Source organism: Pseudomonas oryziphila (genome assembly GCF_003940825.1).
In the GTDB taxonomy this organism is placed as follows: domain Bacteria; phylum Pseudomonadota; class Gammaproteobacteria; order Pseudomonadales; family Pseudomonadaceae; genus Aquipseudomonas; species Aquipseudomonas sichuanensis.
On sequence record NZ_CP034338.1, the window covers coordinates 5,688,128 to 5,708,911 of the forward strand.

Genomic DNA, 20,784 nt, shown 5'->3' on the forward strand with positions numbered 1-20,784 from the left:
CCGGCCTCATCGCTGCGGTTCGTCGCCACGACAAGCCAGCTCCCACAGGGGTAGGCGTCTGGATCCTGTGGGAGCCGGCTTGCCGGCGATGGGCCGCAACGCGGCCCGCCTGCTCATCACGCTCGGCCTGCTGCTCACCAGCCCCCTGACCCTGGCCTTCAGCCTCGACGACCTGCAAAAGCAGCTCAGCCAGCCCGCCGTGGTCAAGGGCCCGTTCATCCAGGAAAAACACCTGCGCGCCCTGCCCCAGCCGCTGCTGAGCAAGGGCCGCTTCGTCCTCGCCCGTGACCACGGTCTGCTGTGGCTGCTGGACACCCCGCTGCGCCAGGATTACCGCATCGACGCCCAAGGCATCGCCCGACGCGACCCGAACGGTTGGCAAACCCTGCCCAGCCGCAGCGCCGGGGCCGAGCAGAACCGCCTGTTCTTCGCCGTGCTGCAAGGCGACAGCAGTGGCCTGCAACGTGATTTCGAACTGGCCCTGTCCGGCGACGCCGGGCACTGGCAACTGCGCCTGACGCCGCGCTCGCTGCTGCTCAAGCAGGTATTCACGCGCATCGATATCGCCGGCGGCCAGTACGTGGAGCGCATCGAGCTGAGCGAAACCCAGGGCGACAGCACCGTGCTGCGCATGCCGGCCAGCACGGCGGCAGCGGCCCTGAGCGACACGGAGCGCAGCGATTTTGCCGACTGAACGCCTGCTGCCGCGCCTGTTCCTCGGGCTGTTGCTGGTGATGCTGGCCATCGCCGGCTGGCAGTGGCACCGCGGCGCGCCGCTGTCGGCCGACTTGATGACCCTGGTGCCCGGCGCCACTCAGGACCCGCAGGTCTTGCGGGCCGAACAGCGCATGCAGGAGCCGCTCAACCGCGAAATGCTGGTGCTGGTCGGCCACCCCGAGCGTGAACAGGCACTGGCCCTGGCCGAGCGCCTGGCCACGCAATGGCAAGGCAGCGGCCTGTTCGAAAAGGTCCAGTGGAGCCTGCAGACCGACCTGTCGGCGTTGCGCGCGCAACTGCTGCAAGGGCGCCTGGCGCTGCTCTCGGCGAACGACCGCGAACAGTTGATCACCCAGCCGCAGGCCTTCATCGAACAGCGCGTGCAAAGCCTGTTCGACCCCTTCGCCGGTTTCAGCCTGGTGCCCAGCCAGGACGACTGGCTGGGCCTGACCGGGCGCATCCAGAACAGCCAGCCGATGCCGGTCAACGTGCACCTGGACACCGCCAGCGGTGCGCTGGTCGCCGAGGCCGACGGCCAGCAGTGGGTGCTGCTGCGGGCCCACACCCAGGGCAACGCCTTCGACATGCAGCTGCCGTTGCAGGTGGCCGAGCTGCTCGCCGCCAGCCGCCTCGACGCCGACCAGCACGGCGCCCGGCTGCTGGCGGCCAGCGGCCTGCTGTACGCCGCCGCCGGCCAGCAGCAGGCCAGCCGCGAGATCACCTGGGTCGGCGGTGGCGCCACGCTGGGCATCCTGCTGCTGTTGCTGTTGGCCTTCCGCCGCTGGCGCGTGCTGCTGGCCTTCGTGCCGGTGCTGGTGGGCATGCTGTTCGGCGCGGTGGTGTGCGTGGCGCTGTTCGGGCAGATGCACGTGATGACCCTGGTACTGGGTTCGAGCCTGATCGGCGTGGCGGTGGACTACCCGCTGCACTACCTGTCCAAGAGCTGGAGCCTCAAGCCCTGGCACAGCTGGCCGGCCCTGCGCCTGACCCTGCCGGGGCTGAGCCTGAGCCTGGCGACCAGCGCCATCGGCTACCTGGCCCTGGCGTTCACGCCGTTCCCGGCGCTGACCCAGATCGCCGCGTTTTCCGCCGCCGGGCTGCTGGGCGCCTACCTCAGCGCGGTGTGCCTGCTGCCCGCGCTGCTTGCCGGCGTCGAGTTGCGCCCGGCGCAGTGGCCACTGCGCATCGCGCAAACCCTGATCACGCTGCGTGAACGCCTGCTGGCCAAGGTGCCCAGCGGGGTGCTGCTGATCCTCGTGCTGCTGTTCTGCGCCGCCGGCCTGTGGCGCCTGGACAGCCGCAACGACATCCGCCAGTGGGTCGGCAGCCCGCCGCAGTTGCTGCAAGAAGCCCAGGCCGTGGCGCGCATTACCGGCTACCAGCCCACCAGCCAGTTCTACCTGGTGCGCGGCAACGACCCGCAGCAACTGCTCGAACGCCTGCAGGCGCTGAGCGGCAAGCTGGGCGAACTGGTCGAGCTGGGCAAGCTCAAGGGCTACATGAGCCTCAGTCAGCTGATCGCCAGCCCTGCGCAACAGGCCCAACTGCAACAGGCCCTCGGTCAGTTGCCAGCCCATTGGCAACCCTTGCTGGCACTGGGCGTGCCTCAGGCCGCCCTGGCAAGCGAGCTCAAGCACCTGCAACAACTGCCGCCACAAAGCATCGACGAAATGCTGGCCGGGCCACTGGGCGAAGCCTGGCGGCCCTTGTGGCTGGGCCCGGACGGCGACGGCGTGGCGGCCATCGTCAGCCTGCAAGGCCTGGGCGACACCGCCTTGCTACGCCTGCAGACCGATGACCTGCCCGGCGTGCAACTGGTCGACCGCCTCGGCGAGCTGAACCAGTTGTTCGCCGCCACCCAACTCAGCGCCGCCGAACTCAAGCTGCTGTCGTGCCTGCTGATCGTGGTGCTGCTGGTGCTGCCGTTCGGCCTGCGCGGCGCCCTGCGCATCGTCGCCCTGCCGCTGCTGGCGGCGCTGTGCAGCCTGGCCAGCCTCGGCTGGCTGGGCCAGCCGCTGACCCTGTTCAGCCTGTTCGGCCTGCTGCTGGTGACGGCCATCAGCGTCGACTACGCCATCCTCATGCACGAGCGCATCGGCGGCGCCGCCGTGAGCCTGCTGGGCACCCTGCTGGCGGCAGTGACCACCTGGCTGTCCTTCGGCCTGCTGGCGTTGTCGAGCACCCCGGCAGTCAGCAACTTTGGCCTGGCAGTAAGCCTGGGCCTGGCTTTCAGTTTCCTGCTGGCCCCTTGGGCCGCCACCCGCGAAGGAGCGCATCCACCGTCATGAACAGCAGCACGTCCAAGGCCTTTTTCAGCGACACCTATGTCGAGGAAACCCGTTTCGGGTTCTGGTTCCTGCGCAGCCACACCTGGCAGCACCATGTGCTGCGGGTGGCGATCAACGACCTGCGCCGGCTGTTCGACGGCAACCCGCCGGCCGCGCCGGTGCTGCTGGATGTCGGCTGCGGCCAGGGCAAGTCGTTCCGCCACCTGCACCAGGTGTTCGCCCCTTCGCGCCTGCTGGGCACCGACGCCGACCCGCACAGCCTGGCGCTCAGCGCCGCCGAGGCCGAACGCCTGGGCATCACGGTGGAACTGCATGGCAGCGACTGCGCCGCGCTGCCCTACGCCGACGCCAGCGTCGATATCCTGTTCTGCCACCAGACCTTCCACCACCTGGTGGAGCAGGAAAAAGCCCTGGCCGAATTCCACCGGGTGCTCAAGCCGGGCGGCTACCTGCTGTTCGCCGAGTCCACCGAGGCGTATATCGATACCTGGGTGATCCGCTGGCTGTTCCGCCACCCGATGCACGTGCAGAAGAGTGCCGAGGGCTACCTGCAGATGCTCAGCGCCCAAGGCTTCGAGTTCGCGCCACGGCATGTCTCGTACCCGTACCTGTGGTGGAGCCGCGCCAAGGACTTCGGCCTGCTCGAACGCTTGGGGCTGCGTAACCCGCCGCCGGTCGGGCAACGCGAAGAGACCTTGCTTAACGTGGTCGCGCGCAAAGCGCTGGAGACCCCATGAAAGCCTTGCTGGCCATGCTCTGCTGCCTGCTGCTCGGCGCCTGCGCCGCGCAGCCGCCATTGCCTGAGCAAGCGCCCGCGCTGGAACTGCCACGCCAGTTGCACGTCGAACGGGAGCAGGCCGGGCAACGCCAGGACTGGCTGCTGGTGATCCAGCGCGAAGACACCCGCCTGCGCTGGTCACTGCTCGATCTGCTGGGCATCCCCCAGGCCCGCCAGTTACTCGATGGCCAGCAGTGGCAGGCCGACGGGCTGCTGCCGCCGAACCCGGCGGCGCGCGAACTGTTCGCCGCCGTGCTATTCGCCCTGACCCCGGCGCAGCAGCTGCCACGGGCTTACCCTCAGGCCCGCCAGCAGGATGACCGACGCTGGCTTGGCGAGCGCTGGCGGGTGCGCTATCAGGGCGCCGATACCTTTACCTTGAACCTGGGCCAAGGGCTGCGTTATCACGTCAGCCCCTTGCCCGACGAGAACACTCCATGAGCGCCTATCTCAATGCCCTGGGCCTGGTCTGTGCCCTCGGCCACGGCCAGGCCGACATCGCCCGCCGGCTGTTTGCCGGCGACTGTTCGGGCATGCTGGCGCAAGCGGGCTGGGTGCCCGAGCGCAGCCTGCCGGTGGGCGCCGTCAGCAGCCCGCTGCCCAAGCTGCCGCTGCCCGAGCACCACAGCCGCAACAACCAGCTGCTGTACAGCGCCGCGCTGCAGATCGAGCCGGCCATCCGTGAAGCGATCGATCGCCACGGCGCCCATCGGCTCGGCGTGGTGCTGGGCACCAGCACCTCGGGGATCGCCGAGGCCAGCGACGGCATCGCCCACTACCTGCGCGAGCAGCGCTTTCCCGAGGGCTACCAGTACGCCCAGCAAGAGCTCAGTGCCCCGGCCAACTTCCTCGCCGACTGGCTGCAACTGAGCGGCCCGGCCTATGTGATTTCCACCGCCTGCACCTCCAGCGCCCGGGCGCTGATGAGCGCGCGCCGCCTGCTCGACCTGGGGCTGTGCGACGCCGTGCTGTGCGGTGGCGTCGATAGCCTGTGCGGCCTGACCCTCAACGGTTTCAGTGCCCTGGAGGCGGTCAGCGACGCCCGCTGCAACCCGTTCTCGCGCAACCGCGCCGGGATCAACATCGGCGAAGGCGCGGCGTTGCTGCTGATGACCCGCGAGGCCAACCTGCAAGGCCCGCGCATCGCCCTGCTGGGCGCTGGCGCCAGCTCCGACGCCCACCATATCTCGGCCCCGGAGCCCACCGGCAAAGGCGCCTTGCAGGCCATGGGCAAAGCCTTGGACAATGCTGGCCTCGCGCCCGCGCAGATCGGCTACCTGAACCTGCACGGCACCGCCACCGTGCACAACGACGCCATGGAAGCCCTGGCCGTGCACAGCCTGTTCGGCGCCGGCCTGCCCTGCTCGTCGAGCAAGCCCATGACCGGCCACACCCTGGGTGCCGCCGGCGCGCTGGAAGCGGCGTTCTGCTGGCTGGCCCTGAGCGGGCACAACCCGCAGGGCCTGCTGCCGCCACATGCCTGGGATGGCCAGCAGGACCCGGCATTGCCGGCCCTGGCGTTGGTCGATGGCAGCCAGCGGCTGACCGCGCAACGCCCGCGCTACCTGATGAGCAACTCGTTCGCCTTTGGCGGCAACAATGTCAGCCTGATTCTCGGAGACGCCCCATGATCCCCTGGCCCCTGGCCGAGCTGCTGCCCCATGCCGGTGACATGATCCTCATCGAGCAGATCGACAGCTGCGACGACGAGCAGATCCACACCCGCACCACGGTGCGCCCGGGCGGCCTGTTCAACCGCGCCGACGGCAGCCTGCCGGCCTGGCTGGGCCTGGAGCTGATGGCCCAGAGCGTGGCCGCCTACGCCGGCTGCCGCGCCCGTCGCCAGGGCCTGCCGGTGGAGCTGGGCTTTCTGCTGGGCACGCGCAAGTTCGAATGCGCCGTCGAGCACTTCCCCGCCGGCGCCGAACTGTTGATCCACGCGCAGCGCTCGCTGGAAGACGACAACGGCATGGGCGTGTTCGAATGCCACCTGCGTGGCCCGGGCATCCATGCCACAGCCCGCCTGAATGTGTACCGCCCGCCACAGCCCGACCGCTACCTGGCCGAAGCCGGCCCAGAGGAACCCCAGCATGACTGACAGCATTCTCGTTACCGGCTCCAGCCGTGGCATCGGTCGGGCCGTTGCCCTGCGCCTGGCACAGGCCGGCTTCGACCTGGTGCTGCACTGCCGCAGCGGCCGTGCCGAGGCCGATGCCGTGGCCGCCGAAGTGCGCGCACTCGGCCAGCAGGCCCGGGTGCTGCAGTTCGACGTGGCCGACCGCGCCAGCTGCAAGGCGGTGCTGGAAGCCGATGTCGAAGCCCATGGCGCCTACTACGGCGTGGTGTGCAATGCCGGGCTGACCCGCGACGGCGCCTTCCCGGCGCTGAGCGACGACGACTGGGACCAGGTGATGCGCACCAACCTCGATGGCTTCTACAACGTCCTGCACCCGCTGACGATGCCGATGATCCGCCGCCGCGCGCCGGGGCGCATCGTCTGCATCACCTCGGTGTCGGGGCTGATCGGCAACCGTGGCCAGGTCAACTACAGCGCCTCCAAGGCCGGCCTGATCGGTGCCGCGAAGGCCCTGGCGATCGAGCTGGGCAAGCGCCGCATCACGGTCAACTGCGTGGCCCCTGGCCTGATCGACACGGCCATGCTCGACGAAAACGTGCCGGTCGATGAACTGCTGAAGATGATCCCGGCCGGGCGCATGGGCACCCCGGAAGAAGTGGCCGGCGCGGTGAATTTCCTGATGTCGCCCGAGGCGGCCTATATCACCCGCCAGGTGCTGGCGGTCAACGGAGGGCTGTGCTGATGCGCCGCGTCGTGGTCACCGGCATGGCCGGCATTACCGCCCTGGGCAACGACTGGGCCAGCATCGCCGCGCACTTCGCCGCCGGGCGCAGCGGCATCCGGCGCATGGACGAATGGGACCGCTACAGCGAACTCAACACCCGCCTGGGCGGCCCCATCGATGACTTCCAGGTGCCCGCGCACTGGACCCGCAAGCAGTTGCGCAGCATGGGCCGGGTGTCGCGCCTGGCGGTGGCCGCCGCCGAGCGGGCACTGGCCGACGCCGGGCTGCTCGACGACCCGAGCATCCGTGATGGGCGCATGGGCGTGGCCTGCGGTTCGTCCACCGGCAGCACCGACGAGATCAAGACCTTCGGCAACATGCTGCTCAACTCCACCTCGGAGGGCCTCAACGCCAACTCCTACGTGCGCATGATGCCGCACACCACGGCGGCCAACATCAGCATCTACTTCGGCCTGACCGGGCGCCTGATCCCCACGTCCAGTGCCTGCACCAGCGGCAGCCAGGGCGTCGGCTACGCCTATGAAGCGATCAAGTTCGGGCGCCTGCCGCTGATGCTCGCCGGTGGCGCCGAAGAGCTGTGCCCCACCGAGGCCATGGTGTTCGACGCGCTCTATGCCACCAGCCTGAAGAACGACACCCCGCACCTGAGCCCACGCCCCTACGACCTGGACCGCGACGGCCTGGTGATCGGCGAGGGCGGCGGCATGCTGGTGCTCGAAGAGCTGGAACATGCCCTGGCCCGTGGCGCGCGGATCCACGCCGAAGTGGTGGGCTTTGGCAGCAACGCCGACGGCCAGCACATCACCCGGCCAGAGCAAGTGACCATGCGCCGGGCCATGGAGCTGGCGCTGGAGGACGCGGGCCTGGCGCCCGAGGCGATCGGTTATGTGAATGGCCATGGCACCGCCACCGAGCAAGGCGATATCGCCGAGACCCTGGCCACCAGCGGCCTGTTCGGCCCGCATATGCCGATCAGCTCGCAGAAGAGCTACCTGGGCCACACCCTGGGTGCCTGTGGCGCCCTGGAATCGTGGTTCAGCATCGAGATGATGAACCGCGAACAGTACGCCCCCACGCTCAACCTCGACAATGTCGACCCGCAGTGCGGCGAACTCGACTACCTGCAGGGCGCCTTCCGCGCCATGAGCCACGAATACGTGATGAACAACAACTTCGCCTTCGGCGGGGTCAACACCTCGTTGATCTTCCGCCGCTGGCCCTGACACGCAAAACCACGGAGTGAAAGGAATGACTCGGATCCACCGCACCCTCGCCTTGCTGGCCATGGCCCTGGTCTTCAGCGGGTGCACCAGCAAGCCGGTGTACAACGCCAAGGAAGACTTCGCCAGCAGCCTGAATTTCAGCGACGACCAGATGAAACGGGCGATCGTCACCGCGCTCAACGACCGCCAGTGGATCGTCCAGTCGGTGCGCCCGGGCATGGTCAAGGCGGCCATCACCGTGCGCGGCCGCCACCACGCCGAGGTCGACATCCCCTACAGCCCCACCGAGTTCCAGATCGTCTACCGCAGCAGCTGGGGCCTGGACTACAAGAACGGCAAGATCCACGGCAACTACAACCGCTGGATCAACCGCCTGCGCGACAACGTGCTCAAGGAGCTGTCGTTCAACCCTGACATCGAGGCGGTCAACGCGCTGGGCATCGTCAACCAGGGCGTCGACGGGCCGACCTACCTGAGCTTTCGCGAGGGTGTGAAACGCGCCACCGAAGCCGGGCTGCTCGATGGCAGCGTGAAGTTCTACCTGGCCGGCGAAGCACTGCCGACCTCGGTGCGCACCCTGCGCACGGTAAGCAGCAGCCGCAAGACCAACGGCAGCAACAAGAGCGACAGCGAGGCCTGCTTCTGGGCCCTGCAATCGGCGCTGGCCACCCTGCAGCGTGCCGCCCAGGAGGCTGACGCCAACGCCGTGGTGAACATCGCCAGCGTCGACCAGCGCGACCTGTACAAGGACCCGGAGAAGTTCCAGTGCCGCGCCGGCATGCTGGTCAGCGCGGTGGCCCTGCGCGGCGAGCTGGCCCATATCGACTGACCGGCTCAGGCGGGCGGCGTGATCCGCTGCCCGCCCAGCAGCTCGGCAAAGGCGCGCGCCATCGCCGAGCCTTCGCCGACACGCCGCACCAGCCACACGGCGGTGTCGGCGCCCTCATCCAGCAAGGTCCTGTAGACCACCCCGTCGATGCGCATGCGCTGGAACGACGCTGGCAGCACCGACACCCCCAACCCCGCCGACACCAGGCCGATGATGGTCATCGCCTCGCCCGCTTCCTGGGCGAAGTGCGGGCTGAAGCCGGCCTGGCGCGCCAGGCTCAGCAGTTGGGCGTGCAGGCCGCTACCGTAGCTGCGCGGGAAGAATACGAACGGCTGGTCGGCCAGCGCCTGCATGTACAGGCCCTGCTCGCTGCCTGCGGCCAGCGGGTGCGAGGCATTGATCACCGCCACCAACGGCTCGCGCAGCAATTCGTTGACCTCCAGCCCCGGGGGCAAGGGCATCGGCCGCATCAGGCCGACTTCGATGGACTCATCGAGCACCGCTTCGGCGACATCGCGGCTGCTCATTTCCTTGAGGTTCAGGTGCACTGCCGGGAACTGCTGGCGGAACGCGTGCAACGCCTTTGGCAGCTTCGAGGTGAAGGGCGCCGAGGAGGTGAAGCCGATCTTCAGCTCCCCCAGTTCCCCTAACTGCGCACGCCGGGCCACGTCGGCGGCCTTTTCCACCTGGGCCAGCACCTGGCGGGCTTCGTCGAGGAACAGCCGCCCGGCCTCGCTAAGCTCGACCCGACGGTTGGTGCGTTCGAACAGCCGTGCGCCCAGCTCCTGCTCCAGGGCCTGGATCTGCTGACTCAGCGGAGGTTGCGAGATGCCCAGTTGCTGGGCGGCGCGGCCGAAGTGCAGCTCTTCGGCCACGGCAATGAAATAACGCAGGTGACGCAGCTCCATGATCGGCTCCGAACAGGTCGTTAAACGTCTTAAACAGGTCGAACAATATATTGGATGTAATCATTAGCCAGCTATATGATTTTTCCATCGCAACGCCCCGAGGTACCTTCCGTGAGATCCGCCGTCGCCCCCCTGCCCGTCGAACCCGAACCTGCCTGCAACGACATCTGGATCGAGAAAGGCACGCCCGCCTTCATGAAAACCGTGCTGGCACTGTTCAGCGGCGGCTTCGCCACCTTTGCCCTGCTGTATTGCGTGCAGCCGATGATGCCGCTGCTGTCCCAGGAGTTCGCCATCAACGCGGCGCAGAGCAGCCTGGTGCTGTCGGTGTCCACCGCCATGCTGGCCGTCGGGCTGCTGGTGACCGGGCCGATTTCCGACCGTTTCGGGCGCAAGCCGGTGATGGTCTGCGCACTGCTCTGCGCGGCCCTGGCGACCCTCGCCAGCGCGGTGATGCCGAGCTGGGAGCTGGTGCTGGCCAGCCGCGCGCTGGTGGGCCTGGCGCTGAGTGGCCTGGCGGCGGTGGCGATGACCTACCTGAGCGAGGAGATCCACCCCCAGCACATCGGCCTGGCCATGGGCCTGTACATCGGCGGCAACGCCATCGGCGGCATGAGCGGGCGGCTGATCACCGGGGTGCTGATCGACTTCGTCAGCTGGCACACGGCGATGCTGGTGATCGGTGGCCTGGCATTGGCGGCGGCGGTGGTGTTCTGGAAGGTGCTGCCCGAGTCGCGCAACTTCCGCCCCCAAACCATGAACCCGCGCAGCCTGCTGGACGGCTTCGTCATGCATTTCAAGGACGCCGGGCTGCCCTGGCTGTTCCTCGAAGCTTTCCTGCTGATGGGCGCCTTCGTCACCCTGTTCAACTACATCGGCTACCGCCTGCTGGCCGGCCCTTATCACATGAACCAGGCGCTGGTCGGCTTGCTCTCGGTGGTCTACCTGTCGGGGATCTACAGCTCGGCGCAGGTCGGCGCACTGGCCGACAAACTGGGCCGGCGCAAAGTGTTCTGGGCCAGCATCCTGGTGATGGCCGGCGGCCTGCTGCTGACCCTGGCCAGCCCGTTGGCGCTGATCATCGTCGGCATGCTGGTGTTCACTTTCGGTTTCTTCGGCGCGCATTCGGTGGCCAGCAGCTGGATTGGCCGGCGGGCGCTGAAGGCCAAGGGGCAGGCGTCGTCGCTGTACCTGTTCTGCTATTACGCAGGGTCGAGCGTGGCGGGGACGGCGGGCGGGGTGTTCTGGCACCAGTGGGGCTGGAATGGGATCGGGCTGTTCATCGGCAGCCTGCTGGCGGTGGCGTTGCTGGTGGCGGTGCATTTGAGCAAGTTGGCGCCGAAATCAGTGTGAAGCCTTCGCGGGTAAACCCGCTCCCACAGGTGCGGCGCCGACCTCGGGTGAGGCGCGATCCCTGTGGGAGCGGGTTTACCCGCGAAAAGGCCAACAGATCAGTTGATGATCTCGACGATATCCACATCCACTTCACGGCTCATCAGGTGCTTCTCCACCTCACCGGTCAGCTTGACCTTGGTCTTGTCGTTGAACGGCGTCGGCGGCAGGTCTTCGTCGTCGATCTCGACGGTGATGGTGCCGGTGTTGTCCTTGAACTCGTAGCGGTCGTCGTTGTTGATCTTCTTGGTCACGAAGCCTTGCAGCACAACCGGGGTGTCGTCGGCGGCTTCTTTGGCTGCGGCGACGGTGGTCACGGCCTGGGCGCCGGGGCCGGTGTAGCTGGTGGCCAGGGCAGCGGTGCTGAACAGCGGGGCGAGGATCAGGGGCAGGTAACGGGCTTTCATGATGATCGGGTCCTGTTTGCGTTTTGATGGCACCAGATTACCGACGATCGCTGAATTGAAACTTAATGCAAAAAATCGCGGGGCAAGCCCGCTCCCACAGGCTCAGTGAACACTGTGGGAGCGGGCTTGCCCCGCGATGATGTGATGCCTTACTGGTGGTACTGCGCCGACAGCTCGTGCACGGCGTTGATGAACACGCCAGCATGCTCCGGGTCCACTTCCGGGGTGATGCCGTGGCCCAGGTTGAACACGTGGCCAGTGCCCTTGCCATAGCTGGCGAGGATGCGCGCCACTTCGTTGCGGATGGCTTCGGGCTTGGCGTAAAGCACGGTCGGGTCCATGTTGCCCTGCAGGGCCACCTTGTCACCGACGCGGCGGCGGGCGTCGCCGATCTCGCAGGTCCAGTCCAGGCCCAGTGCGTCGGCACCGGCCTCGGCGATGCTTTCCAGCCACAGGCCGCCGTTCTTGGTGAAGAGAATCACCGGCACCTTGCGCCCTTCGTGCTCACGGATCAGGCCGCTGACGATCTTGCGCATATAGGCCAGGGAGAACTCCTGGTAGGCCGCCGCCGACAGGTTGCCGCCCCAGGTGTCGAAGATCTGCACGGCCTGGGCACCGGCGAGGATCTGGCCGTTGAGGTAGCTGGTGACCGACTGGGCCAGCTTGTCCAGCAGCAGGTGCAGGGCTTGCGGGTTGTCATAGGCCATGGCCTTGGTCTTGCGGAAGTCTTTCGACGAACCGCCTTCGACCATGTAGGTGGCCAGGGTCCAGGGGCTGCCGGAGAAGCCGATCAGCGGCACACGGCCGTTAAGCTCGCGACGGATGGTGCTGACCGCGTCCATCACGTAGCCCAGGTCTTTCTGCGGGTCGGGGATCGGCAGCGCCTCGATATCGGCCGGGGTGCTGATGACCTTCTTGAAACGCGGGCCTTCGCCGGTTTCGAAGTACAGGCCCAGGCCCATGGCATCGGGGATGGTGAGGATGTCCGAGAACAGGATCGCCGCGTCCAGCGGGTAGCGGTCCAGCGGCTGCAGAGTGACCTCGCAGGCGAACTGCGGGTTCATGCACAGGCTCATGAAGTCGCCGGCCTTGGCGCGGCTGGCGCGGTACTCCGGCAGGTAGCGGCCGGCCTGGCGCATCATCCACACCGGGGTGACGTCTACGGGTTGCTTGAGCAGTGCACGCAGGAAACGATCGTTCTTCAGGGCAGTCATGTCGGCATCCGGAAAAAAAGTGCGGGCATTTTCTCAGACGCGGGCGCAAAAGGCACGGGCATGGCCATGCGTTTTGTCTATTGGGTGCCATGGATCAAGCATTTTTGTATACAAAAAGCATCGCGGGGCAAGTCGGATCGCCGCACCGCCGCTCCCACAGGTCGTACGCATGACCTGTGGGAGCGGCGGTGCGGCGATCCGACTTGCCCCGCGAATGGGCCGGATCAGACTTCGAGGTAGTCCAGGATCCCTTCAGCAGCCGTGCGGCCTTCGAAGATCGCCGTCACCACCAGGTCCGAACCGCGCACCATATCGCCACCGGCGAACACTTTCGGGTTGCTGGTCTGGTGCTTGAACTTGCCTTTCTCCGGGGCCACCACGCGGCCTTGGCTATCCATCTGGATGCCATGCTGCTCGAACCACGGCGCCGGGCTCGGGCGGAAGCCGAAGGCGATCACCACGGCGTCGGCCGGGAGGATCTCCTCGGAGCCGGGGATCGGCTCGGGGCTGCGGCGGCCACGGGCGTCCGGCTCGCCGAGACGGGTCTCGACCACCTTCACACCTTCGACCTTGTCTTCGCCGACGATGGCGATGGGCTGGCGGTTGTAGAGGAACTTCACGCCTTCTTCCTTGGCGTTCTTCACCTCTTTGCGCGAACCCGGCATGTTGGCTTCGTCACGGCGATAAGCGCAGGTCACTGCCTTGGCGCCCTGGCGGATCGAGGTGCGGTTGCAGTCCATCGCGGTGTCGCCACCGCCGAGCACCACGACCTTCTTGCCCTGCATGTCGACGAAATCTTCCGGCGACTTTTCAAAGCCCAGGTTGCGGTTGACGTTGGCGATCAGGAAGTCCAGGGCGTCATGCACGCCTGGCAGGTCTTCGCCGGGGAAGCCGCCCTTCATGTAGGTGTAGGTGCCCATGCCCATGAATACGGCGTCGTACTCGGCGAGCAGCTGCTCCATGGTGACGTCCTTGCCCACCTCGGTGTTCAGGCGGAACTCGATGCCCATGCCGGTGAAGACTTCGCGGCGATTGCTCAGCACGGTCTTTTCCAGCTTGAACTCGGGGATGCCGAAGGTCAGCAGGCCACCGATCTCGGGGTTCTTGTCGAACACCACCGGGGTCACGCCAGCGCGCACCAGCACGTCGGCACAGCCCAGGCCAGCGGGGCCGGCGCCGATGATGGCGACGCGCTTGCCGGTGGGTTTGACCTTGGACATGTCCGGGCGCCAGCCCATGGCGAAGGCGGTGTCGGTGATGTACTTCTCCACCGAGCCGATGGTCACCGCGCCGAAGCCGTCGTTGAGGGTGCAGGCACCTTCGCACAGACGGTCCTGCGGGCACACGCGACCGCACACTTCCGGCAGGGTGTTGGTCTGGTGAGACAGTTCAGCGGCGGCGAGGATGTTGCCTTCGGCGACCAGCTTCAACCAGTTGGGGATGAAGTTGTGGACCGGGCACTTCCACTCGCAATACGGGTTGCCGCAGCCCAGGCAACGGTGTGCCTGTTCCACGGACTGCGCGGGCTTGAAGGGTTCGTAGATTTCGACGAACTCCTTCTTGCGCTGGCGCAGCAGTTTCTTCTTCGGGTCCTTGCGGCCCACTTCGATGAACTGGAAGTCGTTGTTCAGACGTTCAGCCATTTTTCAAAACCTCTTAACAGCAGCTGCAAGCTACAAGCTGCAAGCCGCAAGACGATCACTTAAGCCGGGCAAACCTCTAGCTGCCTTTACTTGCAACTTGAGGCTTGCCACTTGCAGCTGCTTTTACTGCGGGTTGGCGCGGGTGCTGGACAGCAGTTGCTTGAGCGTGGCCGCCTTCGGCTTGACCAGCCAGAAGCGACGCACGTAGTCGTCCAGGTTCTCCGAGAGCTCACGCCCCCACTCGCTGCCGGTCTCTTCCACGTACTCGCCCAGGACCCGCGCCAGGTGGCTGCGGTAGGCCTCCATCGCCTCACCACTGATGCGCTGGATTTCCACCAGCTCGTGGTTGAGTTTGTCGACGAAGGTGTTGTCCATGTCGAGCACGTAGGCGAAGCCGCCGGTCATGCCAGAGCCGAAGTTGTAACCGGTCTTGCCCAGAACGCAGACAAAGCCGCCGGTCATGTATTCACAGCAGTGATCGCCGGTGCCCTCGACCACAGCGTGGGCGCCGGAGTTACGCACAGCGAAGCGCTCGCCCGCGGTGCCGGCGGCGAACAGCTTGCCGCCCGTGGCGCCGTACAGGCAGGTGTTGCCGACAATGGCGCTGTGCTGGGTTTCGAACGGGCTGCCGGCCGGTGGCACGATGGTCACCTTGCCGCCGGTCATGCCCTTGCCGACGTAATCGTTGGCGTCGCCTTCCAGGTGCAGGTTAAGGCCACCGGCGTTCCACACGCCGAAGCTCTGGCCCGCGGTGCCCTTGAAGCGGAAGGTGATCGGCGCGCCAGCCATGCCCTGGTTGCCGTGCAGCTTGGCGATTTCGCCGGAGATGCGCGCACCGATGGAGCGGTCGCAGTTGCAGATGTCGAGGCTGAACTCGCCACCGGCCAGGTCGCGAATCGCCGGCAAGGCCATGGCCACCATCTTCTCGGCCAGCTCGCCCTGGTCGAACGGCGGGTTCTTGTCGACTTCGCAGAACTGCGGCTTGTCGGCCGGGATGTGCGAGCTGCCCAGCAGCGGCGTCAGGTCGAGGTGGCCCTGGCGCTCGGTGTCGCCCGGCAGCACGTCGAGCAGGTCGGTACGGCCGATCAGCTCGCCGAGGCTGCGCACGCCCAGCTTGGCCAGCCATTCACGGGTCTCTTCGGCGACGAAGGTGAAGAAGTTGATCACCATGTCGACGGTGCCGATGTAGTGGTCCTTGCGCAGCTTGTCGTTCTGCGTGGCCACGCCGGTGGCGCAGTTGTTCAGGTGGCAGATGCGCAGGTACTTGCAGCCCAGGGCGATCATCGGCGCGGTGCCGAAGCCAAAGCTCTCGGCGCCGAGGATCGCGGCCTTGATCACGTCCAGGCCGGTTTTCAGGCCGCCGTCGGTCTGTACCCGCACCTTGCCGCGCAGGTCGTTGCCGCGCAGGGTCTGGTGGGTTTCGGCCAGGCCCAGCTCCCATGGGGCGCCGGCGTACTTGATCGAGGTCAGCGGCGAAGCGCCGGTACCACCGTCATAGCCTGAGATGGTGATCAGGTCGGCATAGGCCTTGGCCACGCCGGCGGCGATGGTGCCCACACCGGCTTCGGCAACCAGCTTGACCGAGACCAGGGCCTGCGGGTTGACCTGCTTGAGGTCGTAGATCAGCTGGGCCAGGTCTTCGATCGAGTAGATATCGTGGTGCGGTGGCGGCGAGATCAAGGTCACGCCCGGTACCGCATAGCGCAGCTTGGCGATCAGGCCGTTGACCTTGCCGCCAGGCAGCTGGCCGCCCTCGCCAGGCTTGGCGCCCTGGGCCACCTTGATCTGCAGCACTTCGGCGTTGACCAGGTATTCCGGGGTCACGCCAAAGCGGCCGGTGGCCACCTGCTTGATCTTCGAGCTCTTGATGGTGCCGTAGCGGGCCGGGTCTTCGCCGCCCTCACCGGAGTTGGAGCGCGCGCCCAGGCGGTTCATGGCCTCGGCCAGGGCTTCGTGAGCCTCTGGCGACAGCGCGCCCAGGGAGATACCGGCGGAGTCGAAGCGCTTGAGGATGGCCTCCAGCGGCTCGACTTCATCCAGTGCCAGGGCTTGGTCGGCCACCTTCACTTTCAGCAGGTCGCGGATCATCGACACCGGGCGCTGGTCGACCAGCGTGGTGTATTCCTTGAACTTGGCATAGTCGCCCTGCTGCACGGCGGCCTGCAGGGTGTTGACCACGTCCGGGTTGTAGGCGTGGTACTCGCCACCGTGGACGAACTTCAGCAGGCCACCTTGCTGGATCGGCTTGCGCGCGCTCCAGGCTTCGGCGGCGAGCAGCTTCTGGTCGCTCTCCAGGTCTTCGAAACGCGCACCCTTGATGCGGCTCGACACGCCCTTGAAGCTCAGGCCGACCACTTCCTCGGACAGGCCGATGGCTTCGAACAGCTGTGCGCCACGGTACGAGGTGATGGTCGAGATACCCATCTTCGACAGGATCTTCAGCAGGCCCTTGGAGATGCCTTTGCGGTAGTACTTGAACACTTCGTCCAGATCGCCCAGCACTTCGCCGGTGCGGATCAGGTCGGCCAGCACTTCGTAGGCCAGGTACGGGTACACGGCCGAGGCACCGAAGCCCAGCAGCACGGCGAAGTGGTGCGGGTCGCGGGCGGTGGCGGTCTCGACCAGGATGTTGCTGTCGCAACGCAGGCCCTGTTCGGTCAGGCGGTGGTGCACCGCACCGACGGCCAGCGAGGCGTGCACCGGCAGCTTGCCCGGGGCGATGTAGCGGTCGCTGAGCACCAGCTGGGTCTTGCCGCTGCGCACCGCTTCCTCGGCCTGGTCGGCGATGTTGCGGATGGCCGCTTCCAGGCCGACGCTCTCTGCATAGTTGAGGTCGATCAGCTGGCGATCGAAGCCTTCGCGCTCCAGGTTCATCAGCGAGCGCCACTTGGCGGGCGAGATGACTGGCGAACTGAGGATCACCCGCGAGGCGTGCTCGGGGGACTCCTGGAAGATGTTGCGCTCGGCACCCAGGCAGATTTCCAGGGACATGACGATCGCTTCGCGCAGCGGGTCGATCGGCGGGTTGGTGACCTGGGCGAACTGCTGGCGGAAGAAGTCGTACGGCGAACGCACGCGCTGGGACAGCACGGCCATCGGCGTGTCGTCGCCCATCGAGCCGACCGCTTCCTGGCCCTGCTCGCCGAGCGGGCGCAGCACCTGGTCACGCTCCTCGAAGGTGACCTGGAACATCTTCATGTATTGCTTGAGCTGGTCAGCGTCGTAGCTGGCCGCGCCCTGGTCGTCGGTCAGCGTCGCCTGGATGCGCGTGGCGTGCTGACGCAGCCAGCGCTTGTACGGGTGGCGCGACTTCAGGCGGTTGTCGATGGCGTCGGTGTCGAGGATCTGGCCGGTTTCGGTGTCGACGGCCAGGATCTGGCCCGGGCCGACACGGCCCTTGGCCAGGACTTCCTCAGGCTGGTAGCCCCATACGCCGATTTCCGAGGCGATGGTGATGTAGCCATTGGTGGTGGTCACCCAGCGCGCCGGGCGCAAGCCGTTGCGGTCGAGCAGGCACACCGCGTGGCGGCCTTCGGTCATGACGATACCGGCCGGGCCATCCCACGGCTCCATGTGCATGGAGTTGTATTCGTAGAAGGCGCGCAGGTCGGCGTCCATGGTCTCGACGTTCTGCCAGGCTGGCGGTACCAGCATGCGCACGCCGCGGAACAGGTCGATGCCGCCAGTGACCATCAGCTCGAGCATGTTGTCCATGCTCGAAGAGTCGGAACCGACGCGGTTGACCAGCGGGCCGAGCTCTTCGAGGTCGGGGATCAGGTCGTTGGCGAACTTGGTGCGACGGGCCATGGCCCAGTTGCGGTTGCCGGTGATGGTGTTGATCTCGCCGTTGTGGGCGAGGAAGCGGAAGGGCTGCGCCAGCGGCCACTTCGGCAGGGTGTTGGTGGAGAAGCGCTGGTGGAACACGCAGATCGCGGTTTGCAGGCGCTCGTCACCCAGGTCTGGATAGAACGCCGCGAGATCGCGCGGCATCATCAGGCCTTTGTAGATGATGGTCTTGTGCGAAAAGCTGCAGATGTAGTGGTCGGCGTCGTGGGCGTTGGCCACGGACGAACGGCGACGGGCACTGAACAGCTTGATGGCGAATTCCTGATCGCTCAGGCCTTCACCGCCGATGAACACCTGTTCGATCTGCGGCAGGCGCTCCAGGGCCAGGCGGCCGAGCACGCTGGTGTCGATCGGCACTTTGCGCCAGCCGACCAGGGTGAGGCCGGCATTGACGATTTCGCGGTCCATGTTGGCGCGTGCGGCTTGGGCTTTGACCGGGTCCTGGTTGAAGAACACCATGCCGACGGCGTACTGCTTGGGCAGCTCGACGGCGAAGTGTTCCTGGGCCTTGGCGCGCAGGAATCGATCGGGCTTCTGCATGAGCAGACCGCAACCGTCACCGGTTTTGCCGTCGGCGTTGATGCCACCGCGGTGGGTCATGCAGGTCAATGCCTGCATGGCGGTTTGCAGAAGGTGGTGGCTGGGTTCGCCCGTCATATGGGCGATCAGGCCAAAACCACAGTTGTCCTTGAATTCTTCGGGATGGTACAGACCTGTTTTCATAGACACTTTCTCACCAGGTTCACCTCTCAACCGGAGGCAAATCTCTTTTTTTAACAACCACTTACCATCCACGCCGATCAAACGCCAGCTTTTTTGCGGTGGTCATGGAAAACCATTGTTGCACAGCGACAGCGATGCTCACAAATTTTCATGTCTCACCATTGAAAATTTATGTCGCAATTTTGAATGTTTTTGCGCCATGCGCCGTGATAGCGGCTTGGCTCGAGTCTGAAGCGTTTCAGCCATGACTGCAACACGGGGCTTGTGGCCGGCAGTCTGGGACAGAAAAGCCTGCCGCACTTGAAGTGCAGCAGGCTAGTCGAAAGCTAGAAGTCGCTCAGCAACTGGGCGGCGGGGGTGATGCCGCCCGGAAGGTGTCAGCGGGCCGTGGCCAGCTCTTGTTGGACGCTGCCGACGGTACGTGGCCAAGGTTTACCAGCCTGGACCTTGGCTGGCAAGTTCTTGATTGCCGCAGCGGCGGCGTCACGGCTGGCGAAGTTGCCGTAGGTGACCACGTACAGGGGTTTGCCCTGCAGGTTTTTCTTGAAGTAGCGATAGTCGCCACCCTGCTCTTTGACGAACGACTGGGCCGACGCCTCGGAGCTGGTGCCGAAGATCTGCACCACATAGTTGCCGGCTTTCTGGCCGGCATACCAGCTGCTGCCGCCGGCGCCACCGGCTGCCGGTTTCTCGACGGGCTTGGCTGCTGGCTTGGCGCTGGCGACCTGGGTTGGCGCCGGCACGGGCTTGGCAGGTGCAACCGGTTTTGGCGCCTGGGTTGCGACAGGTTTCTGCGCAGGCGCAACCGGCTGGACCGGTTGCGCAGGTGCCGGTGCCGGCCCGGCAGTAGCGCCTTGCGGCGGGGCAATGGTGGTGACAGTCGGCGGCACCGCTGCGGACGGCGCGGCAGGCTGCAGCGCGGTGTTGCCGGCAGGCCCGGCTTCTTCGCCGTCACCCATGCCGGCGGCCTGGGCCAATGGCTCGCGCATGACCGGCTGCGACTGACCGACCAGCGGCAGCGGCATTGGCTGCGAGGAGCCGGCGAATTCGATGGCCGGCGCGCCATTGCCGCCTTGCCCCAGCGGCAACTGAGCCTGGGCACTCGGCGCCTCGGTCGGGGCCTTGTCGCTCTTCTTCGGCATCAGGACCGCCGCACCAACGGCGACCACGACCACAGCGGACAGCGCAAGCACGTGTTTCTTAGGCATTTTGAACCCCATGGTTGGTCGCTTCACCGTGGTACGGCTGGCGATCATGGCTTCGATCAAGGTATCGCGGGCAACCTGGTTGATGGTCCCAGGCCACCCATCGGCATTTTCGTGGATGTCGGCGATCTGCTCGCGGGTGAACACGTCGATACCCCGCCCAGCACCGTCCAGGCGCTGCTCCAGGTATTCGCGGGTTTCTTCCTCGCTGTAGGGTGCCAGCTCGATGATGTGGAAACGCTCCTCATCGATACTGAGTTCATCCAGCCCGGCAATCAGCGACGGTTCGCCGAACAGGAATACATGCGGACGCCCTTCGGCAACACCTGCCGCCAACTCCAGCAAGGCTTGGAGTGCCGACTCGTCGAGTTGTTCCGCATCGTCCACCAGTAGATAGACTTCCTGGCCGGTCAGCGCCAGTTGCACCACCTGCGACAGGATCGCCTGCACTTCAGGCTGCGCCACGTTGAGCGACTGGGCCACCTGGCCGAGCACGCTGGCGGCGTCGGAGGCACCGCGGGCGGACACCACCACGCTTTGCACCGACTGTTTGTTGGTGCTGGCCACCAGCGCCTGACGCAGCAGGGTCTTGCCGCTGCCTACGGGGCCCGTGACCACCAGCATCAACTGGCTGTAGCGCGCCAGGTGGTGCAGTTGGCCCAGCACCGGTTTGCGCTGGGCGGGGAAGAACTTGAAACCGGGCACACGGGGTGCGAACGGATCGTGGCTCAACTGGTAATGATCGAGGAACGCCTCATCGGCATGCAGACTGGTCATTGCGTTGTCACA

16 protein-coding genes are annotated in these 20,784 nt (G+C 66.2%); 10 read left to right on the top strand and 6 right to left on the bottom strand.

The window, feature by feature from the left end; all coding sequences use genetic code 11:
• Nucleotides 1-88: 88 nt before the first annotated feature.
• Genes EJA05_RS26430 through EJA05_RS26470 form a run of 9 tightly spaced genes read left to right on the top strand, consistent with a single transcriptional unit; the run spans nucleotide 89 to nucleotide 8,657 of the window.
• A complete protein-coding gene (locus EJA05_RS26430; protein WP_125860857.1) occupies nucleotides 89-694 on the top strand; it encodes an outer membrane lipoprotein carrier protein LolA in 606 nt (201 codons plus the stop codon).
• Complete coding sequence (locus tag EJA05_RS26435; RefSeq protein WP_190306023.1) at nucleotides 684-3,005, top strand: MMPL family transporter; 2,322 nt, start codon at nucleotides 684-686, stop codon at nucleotides 3,003-3,005. The genes EJA05_RS26430 and EJA05_RS26435 overlap by 11 nt, the downstream gene beginning before the upstream one ends.
• Nucleotides 3,002-3,742, top strand: coding sequence for a class I SAM-dependent methyltransferase (locus EJA05_RS26440; RefSeq protein ID WP_125860859.1), 741 nt, complete (start codon nucleotides 3,002-3,004; stop codon nucleotides 3,740-3,742). Before EJA05_RS26435 ends, EJA05_RS26440 begins: the two co-directional genes overlap by 4 nt.
• Nucleotides 3,739-4,224 carry a DUF3261 domain-containing protein gene (locus EJA05_RS26445; RefSeq protein WP_125860861.1) on the top strand — a complete coding sequence of 162 codons (486 nt, stop codon included), beginning with the start codon at nucleotides 3,739-3,741 and terminating at the stop codon, nucleotides 4,222-4,224. The genes EJA05_RS26440 and EJA05_RS26445 overlap by 4 nt, the downstream gene beginning before the upstream one ends.
• Nucleotides 4,221-5,414 carry a beta-ketoacyl-[acyl-carrier-protein] synthase family protein gene (locus EJA05_RS26450; protein WP_125860863.1) on the top strand — a complete coding sequence of 398 codons (1,194 nt, stop codon included), beginning with the start codon at nucleotides 4,221-4,223 and terminating at the stop codon, nucleotides 5,412-5,414. Before EJA05_RS26445 ends, EJA05_RS26450 begins: the two co-directional genes overlap by 4 nt.
• On the top strand, nucleotides 5,411-5,881 hold the full coding sequence (locus tag EJA05_RS26455; RefSeq protein ID WP_125465900.1) for a hotdog family protein: 471 nt from the start codon (nucleotides 5,411-5,413) through the stop codon (nucleotides 5,879-5,881). Before EJA05_RS26450 ends, EJA05_RS26455 begins: the two co-directional genes overlap by 4 nt.
• Complete coding sequence (gene fabG, locus EJA05_RS26460) at nucleotides 5,874-6,602, top strand: 3-oxoacyl-ACP reductase FabG (RefSeq protein ID WP_110995349.1); 729 nt, start codon at nucleotides 5,874-5,876, stop codon at nucleotides 6,600-6,602. The genes EJA05_RS26455 and fabG overlap by 8 nt, the downstream gene beginning before the upstream one ends.
• Nucleotides 6,602-7,828, top strand: a complete 1,227-nt coding sequence (locus EJA05_RS26465) for a beta-ketoacyl-ACP synthase (RefSeq protein WP_125860865.1) — start codon at nucleotides 6,602-6,604, stop codon at nucleotides 7,826-7,828. The genes fabG and EJA05_RS26465 overlap by 1 nt, the downstream gene beginning before the upstream one ends.
• A 25-nt stretch (nucleotides 7,829-7,853) precedes the next feature.
• Nucleotides 7,854-8,657 carry a hypothetical protein gene (locus EJA05_RS26470; RefSeq protein ID WP_125860867.1) on the top strand — a complete coding sequence of 268 codons (804 nt, stop codon included), beginning with the start codon at nucleotides 7,854-7,856 and terminating at the stop codon, nucleotides 8,655-8,657.
• 5 nt (nucleotides 8,658-8,662) lie between these two features.
• On the opposite strand, the gene EJA05_RS26475 is transcribed toward EJA05_RS26470, so the two are convergent.
• Entirely contained in the window at nucleotides 8,663-9,565 is a 903-nt protein-coding gene (locus EJA05_RS26475; protein ID WP_125860869.1) for a LysR family transcriptional regulator, read from the bottom strand.
• Nucleotides 9,566-9,676: 111 nt separating this feature from the next.
• Between EJA05_RS26475 and EJA05_RS26480 the strand changes: the two genes are divergently transcribed.
• Entirely contained in the window at nucleotides 9,677-10,918 is a 1,242-nt protein-coding gene (locus EJA05_RS26480) for an MFS transporter (RefSeq protein WP_125860871.1), read from the top strand.
• 98 nt (nucleotides 10,919-11,016) lie between these two features.
• Here EJA05_RS26480 and EJA05_RS26485 read toward each other — a convergent pair whose 3' ends face one another.
• From EJA05_RS26485 to EJA05_RS26505, 5 genes are all read right to left on the bottom strand, one after another.
• Nucleotides 11,017-11,364, bottom strand: coding sequence for a YgiW/YdeI family stress tolerance OB fold protein (locus EJA05_RS26485; RefSeq protein ID WP_110995354.1), 348 nt, complete (start codon nucleotides 11,362-11,364; stop codon nucleotides 11,017-11,019).
• A gap of 149 nt (nucleotides 11,365-11,513) precedes the next feature.
• Nucleotides 11,514-12,578 (bottom strand): uroporphyrinogen decarboxylase, encoded by a 1,065-nt coding sequence (gene hemE, locus EJA05_RS26490; RefSeq protein WP_110996390.1) that lies wholly within the window; start codon nucleotides 12,576-12,578, stop codon nucleotides 11,514-11,516.
• 224 nt (nucleotides 12,579-12,802) lie between these two features.
• A complete protein-coding gene (locus tag EJA05_RS26495; protein WP_125860873.1) occupies nucleotides 12,803-14,221 on the bottom strand; it encodes an FAD-dependent oxidoreductase in 1,419 nt (472 codons plus the stop codon).
• A 123-nt stretch (nucleotides 14,222-14,344) separates the two neighbouring features.
• Nucleotides 14,345-18,790 (bottom strand): glutamate synthase large subunit, encoded by a 4,446-nt coding sequence (gene gltB / locus EJA05_RS26500; RefSeq protein WP_125860875.1) that lies wholly within the window; start codon nucleotides 18,788-18,790, stop codon nucleotides 14,345-14,347.
• A gap of 377 nt (nucleotides 18,791-19,167) precedes the next feature.
• Entirely contained in the window at nucleotides 19,168-20,772 is a 1,605-nt protein-coding gene (locus tag EJA05_RS26505; protein ID WP_125465908.1) for an AAA family ATPase, read from the bottom strand.
• Nucleotides 20,773-20,784: the final 12 nt, after the last annotated feature.